The following is a 6,086-nucleotide window of genomic DNA, read 5'->3' on the forward strand; positions in this document are numbered from 1 at the left end:
ATTATGCAACTAGTTGCAAAACGTCAGGGGCGCGGCACCCGACCCTGCCCCGCCCACGTCCGCGACGCCGCCGCCGCGACGCGCCGTACGTCCGCGCCCAGGCGGACGGTGTCGATGTGGCCCCGGCGTCCGGCGACCGAGAGGGCCGCGACCAGGCGGCCGGTGCGGTCCAGGACGGGGGCGGCGACGCAGCTCAGGCCGGGGCGGCTCTCCTCGTCGTCGTAGGCGATGCCGGTGCGGCGGACGCGGTCGAGTTCGGCGCACAGGGCCGTGGGGTCGGCGATCGTGCGGGCCGTGAAGCGGTGCAGGGGGACGGCGGTGGCCCGGGCGGCGGCCTGCGCGTCGTAGGCGAGCATCACCTTGCCGACGGCTGTCGCGTGCGCGGGGAGGCGGCCGCCGACGCGCGAGGGGACGGGGGCCGGGCGGTGGCCGTAGAGCTTCGCGAGGTAGACGACGTCCGTGCCGTGCAGGACCGCCAGGTGGGAGGTGTGGCGGGTGAGTTCGTACAGGTCCGTCAGGTGCGGGAGGAGGAGGTCGTGGACGTGGTCGTGGTCCGGGGCGTAGACCGACCGGCCCAGCTGGTGCAGGCGCTCGCCGAGGCGGTAGTCCGTGCCGACCCGCTCCACGACGCCGTTGCGCTCCAGGCTGCCCAGCAGGCGGAACGCGGTGGACTTGCTGAGCCGCGCCCGGCGGGCGAGTTCGCTCACGCCGACGCCGCTGCTGCCCCGGTCGCCGAAGGCGGCCAGGAGGCTGATGGCCTTGTCGACGGCGGCCCGGTCGTCACGGACCTCGGGAGCGGTGGTCATGGCGGTTCACCCCGGCTTCGAGGGATGGCGTCAATTTCATTGCACCATGCGGAATGCTTTACGTGACAAGCATGGGCAGGCGGGCTCCCGTCCGTCAACATTGACGCCATGCACATTAAAAGTGACGGCATGAACCACGAGAACGACCTCGTCGCCCGCAACGTCCGCCGGTTCCGGCTCGAACGGGCCATGTCCCTGGGGGAGTTGGCCCGCCGCTCCGGTCTCTCGAAGCAGACGCTGTCGAAGATCGAGCAGGGCTCCGGCAACCCCACGGTCGAGACGCTCTCCCTGCTCGGTGCCGCCCTCGACGTACCGGCCCGCCGGCTGCTCACCGAGTGGGGCACGCCCGTGTACGTCCAGCGCCACGACGAGGGCGGCTGGACGACCACCGGCAACTGGTCCGAGCGCCTCCTCGACGAGGTGTACGGCTCGGGGTACGTCCGCACGCTCGTCCTGCGCCTCGAACGCGCGGCGGGCCAGAGCGAGCCCATCGCCCCGCACGCCCCCGGCACCCTCCACCACATCTACGTCATCACCGGCCGACTGCGCACCGGCCCCCTCACCGAGCCCGTCGACCTCGCGGCCGGTGACTTCGCCCGCTTCCCCGGCGACATCCCCCACCGCCACGCCTGCCTCACCGACCGGGTCGTCGCCCACATGGTCACGACCCTCCCCCAGGTCCGCCAGATCAGCCCGACGGTACTGAAGGGAGGAACGACGTGAGGCCTGCCCTACCCCGAAACCCCGTCAGCCGGTGACGCGGATCTCCAGGAGTACCGTCGGCGGCTTGCCCAGGCCCTCGCCGACGCCCTGGAAGTCGTTCTTGGGGACGTCGACGGTCTCGGTCCGGCCCTCGGCGGAGAGCTCGACGCGGACCGGGTGGCTCTCGGTCTGGACGGCGAAGACGTCGGCGAGTTCGAGGGCGAGGAAGCCGTTCGCGGACGTGGCCCGGAAGCAGAAGTCGCCGGCGCCGGCCCGGGAGAGGACCTTGATCTGGTCGGCCGCGTCGTCGCAGGCGACGAGGGTGATGCGGCCGTCGCCCCGGACAAGCTTGATGCCCTGCTCGGCCTGGATGCGGGCCGCGTCCGGATAGGAGAAGTCCTCGACCGCGTAGGGCGGCTCGGCGGCGGCGGTGGACGCGGCCCCCGGCGCGGCGATGGCGAGTGCGGCACCGCCGGCGAGCGCGGCGCCGACCCCGACGCCGGCGATCAGGACTCTGTGAGCGCGGGAAATCACCAGGGATTCCTTCCGATGTGGGACGAGGTGTGCGCGAAAACGGGCCGATCCAGGGAAATTCTCCGATACGGCAGCACGCCGGTTCCACTCACCGCGCTTTACGTGCCATTGACATGATTCCCCCGTGTTCGACCGTGTCGATCTCGGCCACGATCGTACGTCATCGAGCCTTCGTCCAGGTGGGAGAGCACGTATTCTCCGGATGGCCCCGATCGGCCGGGGCCGGGACTTCCTTCGGAAAAGAAAGGATTTGACCCCGTCTTGACACACAGAAGCAGAACACACAGAAACAGAACACTCGGAATACGGAATTCCGCACGAGCCCTCTGCCTCTCCCTCCTTCTCGCGCTCTTCGCGGGTGTCCTCTCGACGCCCGTCCGGGCGGCCGTCCCGCCGGATCCCGGCGAGCCGGTGGGCACGGACCACATCCCCGACACACCCCGCGGCGAGGTGCTGCGCGCCTGGAAGACGGGCGGACCGGGCGTCAAGGCCGCCGCGGAGGCGGCGCTGCTGGGCTCGGACGCCCAGGTGCGCGCGTTCCTCGACAGCGAGCGGGCCGTCGCCGAACTGTCGGACGACCGCGTGGCCACGGTGCAGATCTTCTCGGCGGGCGGCCGGGGCGTCCGGGAGGCCGCGGAACGTGCCCTGGCCGGGACGCCCGCGGACCTCGACGCGTTCATCGAGTCGGGCTGGAAGGCGCCGCTGGAGCAGGACCAGCGGGTGCGCGCGACGCAGATCATCAGCGCGGGCGGCCCGGAGGTGCGGAGCGAGGGCCAGGCGGCTCTGGCGGGCACCGCCGACGACGTACAGCGTTTCGTCGTCGACGGCCAGTACGACGCGCGGCGCAGCGACGAGCGGGTGGAGGTCGTGCAGATCCTGTCCGCCGGCGGGCCCGCGACGCGGGAGGCCGCGCAGGTCGCGCTGGACGGGACGCCGGAGGACGTGACCGAGTTCCTGGAGGTGGGGCGGCACATCGCGCTCTCCCGTGACCAGGAGCTGGCCACGATCGAGGACCTGGTGAAGCTGGTCGAGGAGTCCGGCCGGCTGGCGAAGGTGGAGACCGAGGCCGCGAAGGAGGCGTCGGCGCGGGCCATCGCGGCGACGAAGCTCGCCAAGGAGGCCGCGCAGAAGGCGGCCGCCGAGACCGCCGCCGCGAAGGAGGACGCGACCAAGGCGTCGAACGCGGCGGGCCGGGCGGCCGACGCGGCGAACGGCGCGGCGAAGGCGGCCCAGGAGGCGATCAGCGCGTCCCGGGCGGCGAACACGTCGGCGCGGATCGCGGCCAACGCGGCCGCCCAGGCGGCGTCAGCGGCGTCGGCGGCGGCCCAGTCCGCGGCGAGCGCGCGCAGCGCGGCGGCCGACGCGGCGACGGACGCGACCAAGGCGTCGGCGGCCCGCAAGGCGGCCGAGGGCGCGTACGCGGCGGCGAAGGGCGCGGAGACCGCCGCGAAGGCGGCCGACCAGGCGGCCATCGCGGCCGACGAGTCCGGGAAGGCGGCGCTGGCCGCCGCGAGCGCGGGCACCAACGCGGACCTGGCCGCTGCGGCGGCGCAGGAGGCCAGCGGTCACGCCAACGTGTCCAGCGCGCAGGCCCAGCGGGCGAGCGCGGCGGCGGCCGAGGCGCGCAGGCAGGCGGCCGAGGCGACCCGTGCGGCCAACCGCGCGGTCGCGCTGGCCGCGAAGGCGGGCAAGGCGGCCCGCGAGGCGCGGGACGCCGCCAACTCCGCCGCGACGCACGCCCGTAACGCGGGCAAGGCGGCCGAGGAGGCCGCCGAGCACGCCGGGGACGCCGCGACGGCGGCGGCCGAGTCCACCAAGCACGCGGCGGAGGCGAAGAAGGCCGCCGACGTGGCGACGGCGGCGGTCGTCCAGGCGAAGGCCACCTACGACGTGGCCCGCGAGGTGGAGGCGGCCGAGCTGGCCGACCGCCGCTACACGGACGTCGAGCAGGCGAAGACGCTCAAGCGCGCCGACACCGAGCGCACGGCGCGTGAGCAGCGGGAGGCGGCGGCAGCGCGCGCCGCCGACGAGGAGGCGCGGTCCCTTGCGGAGGAGGTCACCGCGCCGGGCGCCGACCTGACGCTGATCGCCGGCAAGGCCCGCAAGGTCGCGCTGCACATCGCCGGCACGCGCGGGCCCTGGAGCGTCACCACCGCCGAGTCCGCGCTCGCGGGGTCGGACGCGCAGGTCGTCGAGTACATCAGGACCGGCCTGCCGGAGGCCGTACGGCGTGACGAGTACGCGCGCACGGTCAACCTGGCCTGGGAGTCGGAGTACGCGGCGGTCCGTACGGCCGCGAAGACGGCGCTGAACGGTGACGCGGCGAAGATCAGCGCGTTCATCGCGACCGGCCAGCACCAGGCGGCCCGGGACGACTACCGGATCCGGGTCACGCAGCTGATCACGGGCGCCGGTCCCGGGGTGAAGAAGGCGGGGCAGGCGGCGCTGGACTCCGGTTCGACGGACACCATGCGGGAGTTCGTCCACACCGGGTACTTCACGGCCCGCACCAGCGACGAGCGGGTCCGCGCCGTGCAGTTGTACAGCGCGGGCGGTCCGGAGCTGAAGGCCGCCGTGGACGTGGCACTGGCCGGTCCGCCGGAGGTGCTGCACCGGTTCATCGAGGTCGAGCAGTTCCGGGCGGTGCGCAAGGACCGGCTGACCGCGACGCACGTGTCCCGGCTCCAGGGGCTCATCGCCGGGGCGGCCCGGGTCGCGGCGACGGCGCAGGAGAACGCCGCGCTCGCCGCGAAGGTCGCGGCCGAGGCCCGCAAGGCGGCCGCCGAGGCGGCGGAGTACGCCGAGCAGGCCCGGCAGTCGGCGGCCCAGGCGACGGAGTACGCGCAGCAGGCGGACGCGCACGCCGACGCGGCGGAGAAGTCCGCGGCCGAGGCGGCGGCGTCCGCGCGGACGGCGCGGGCCGCCGAGGCGGACGCGAAGGCCGCCGTGGTGCGCGCGGACGTGTCGGCGGGCCAGGCCCGGTCGTCGGCGGCCGCCGCGCAGGTCTCGGCGAGCGACGCGTGGGCGGCGGCCGACGCCGCGTACGCGTCGAAGATCGCGGCCGGTGAGGACGCCGCCGCGGCCAGCCGGGCGGCGACGCAGGCCGGTGAGGTCGCGTTCCGCAAGCTCCAGGAGGAGATCCGGGAGCACTTCGCCCAGGCCGCGGCCGAGGCGGAGGAGTTCGCGCTGCTCGCGGAGGACGAGGAGTTCGCCGCGTACATGGCCGAGCTGGAGGACATCGACTGGGGCCAGGTCCTCTCCGAGGGCGGCCACTTCGCCCTGGACGTCCTCGGTCTGATCCCCGGTTTCGGTGAGGCCGCCGACGGCGTGAACTGCGCGTGGTACGCCGGTGAGGGCAACGCGATCGACGCGGGTCTGTCCTGCGCCGGGATGGTGCCGTTCGCCGGGTGGGGCGCGGCCGGAGTCAAGGGCGGCAAGTGGGTGACGAAGGCGGACGACTTCTTCCGCCGGCTGTTCGGCAAGACGCCGCAGTTCCCGATGTGCGTACGGCCGCTGGCCCGGGTCGCGGTCGCGGCGGGCACGTCCTGCCCGACCAACTTCCAGAACCTGGGCAACGACATCTTCCAGTCGCCGCGCGGCCTCGTCTACATGCCGCAGGGCAACTCCCACCGCATCGACCACATCATGGAGCACACCCGCCCCAACCCGGACAAGCCGCTGCACGGCGTCTTCGTCAACAAGGGCCAGGACGAGGTGCTGGCGCTGATCGACGACGCGTGGGAGCGCGTCAAGGGCCAGACGCCTCAGGTCAGCGCGGGCAACAAGGTCTTCGCCGCCGAGTACGCCGACGCCATCGGCGAGGGCGGGGAGAAGTTCCTGTGCATCGTGACCCGGTACAAGAGCAAGAAGTACCGGGTCATCACCGCGTATCCGTCGGCCTCGGCGACCTGCCCGAGGACGTGACCTGATCCCCCGGGGGGGGGGGGGGGGGGGGGGGGGGGGGGGGGGGGGGGGGGGCGGGCCCCCCCCCCCCCCCCCCCCCCCCCCCCCCGCCGCTGTCGTCCGGTGGGCGTGCCCTGTCCG

The 6,086-nt window shown here is 74.0% G+C and carries 4 protein-coding genes; 2 read left to right on the forward strand and 2 right to left on the reverse strand.

The window, feature by feature from the left end:
- Positions 1-23: 23 nt before the first annotated feature.
- Positions 24-806 (reverse strand): IclR family transcriptional regulator, encoded by a 783-nt coding sequence (locus ACLZOT_RS49215; protein ID WP_416975852.1) that lies wholly within the window; start codon positions 804-806, stop codon positions 24-26.
- A 129-nt stretch (positions 807-935) separates the two neighbouring features.
- On the opposite strand from ACLZOT_RS49215, the gene ACLZOT_RS49220 reads away from it, so the two are divergent.
- On the forward strand, positions 936-1,529 hold the full coding sequence (locus ACLZOT_RS49220) for a helix-turn-helix domain-containing protein (RefSeq protein WP_416975853.1): 594 nt from the start codon (positions 936-938) through the stop codon (positions 1,527-1,529).
- A 24-nt stretch (positions 1,530-1,553) separates the two neighbouring features.
- Here ACLZOT_RS49220 and ACLZOT_RS49225 read toward each other — a convergent pair whose 3' ends face one another.
- A complete protein-coding gene (locus ACLZOT_RS49225; RefSeq protein ID WP_416975854.1) occupies positions 1,554-2,042 on the reverse strand; it encodes a hypothetical protein in 489 nt (162 codons plus the stop codon).
- Between the two features lie 411 nt (positions 2,043-2,453).
- Between ACLZOT_RS49225 and ACLZOT_RS49230 the strand changes: the two genes are divergently transcribed.
- The gene (locus ACLZOT_RS49230) at positions 2,454-5,966 is read left to right on the forward strand and encodes an ALF repeat-containing protein (protein ID WP_416975855.1); all 3,513 of its coding nucleotides are present in this window, start codon (positions 2,454-2,456) and stop codon (positions 5,964-5,966) included.
- Positions 5,967-6,086: the final 120 nt, after the last annotated feature.

The sequence above is a fragment of the Streptomyces sp. 4F14 genome (genome assembly GCF_048159485.1).
In the GTDB taxonomy this organism is placed as follows: domain Bacteria; phylum Actinomycetota; class Actinomycetes; order Streptomycetales; family Streptomycetaceae; genus Streptomyces.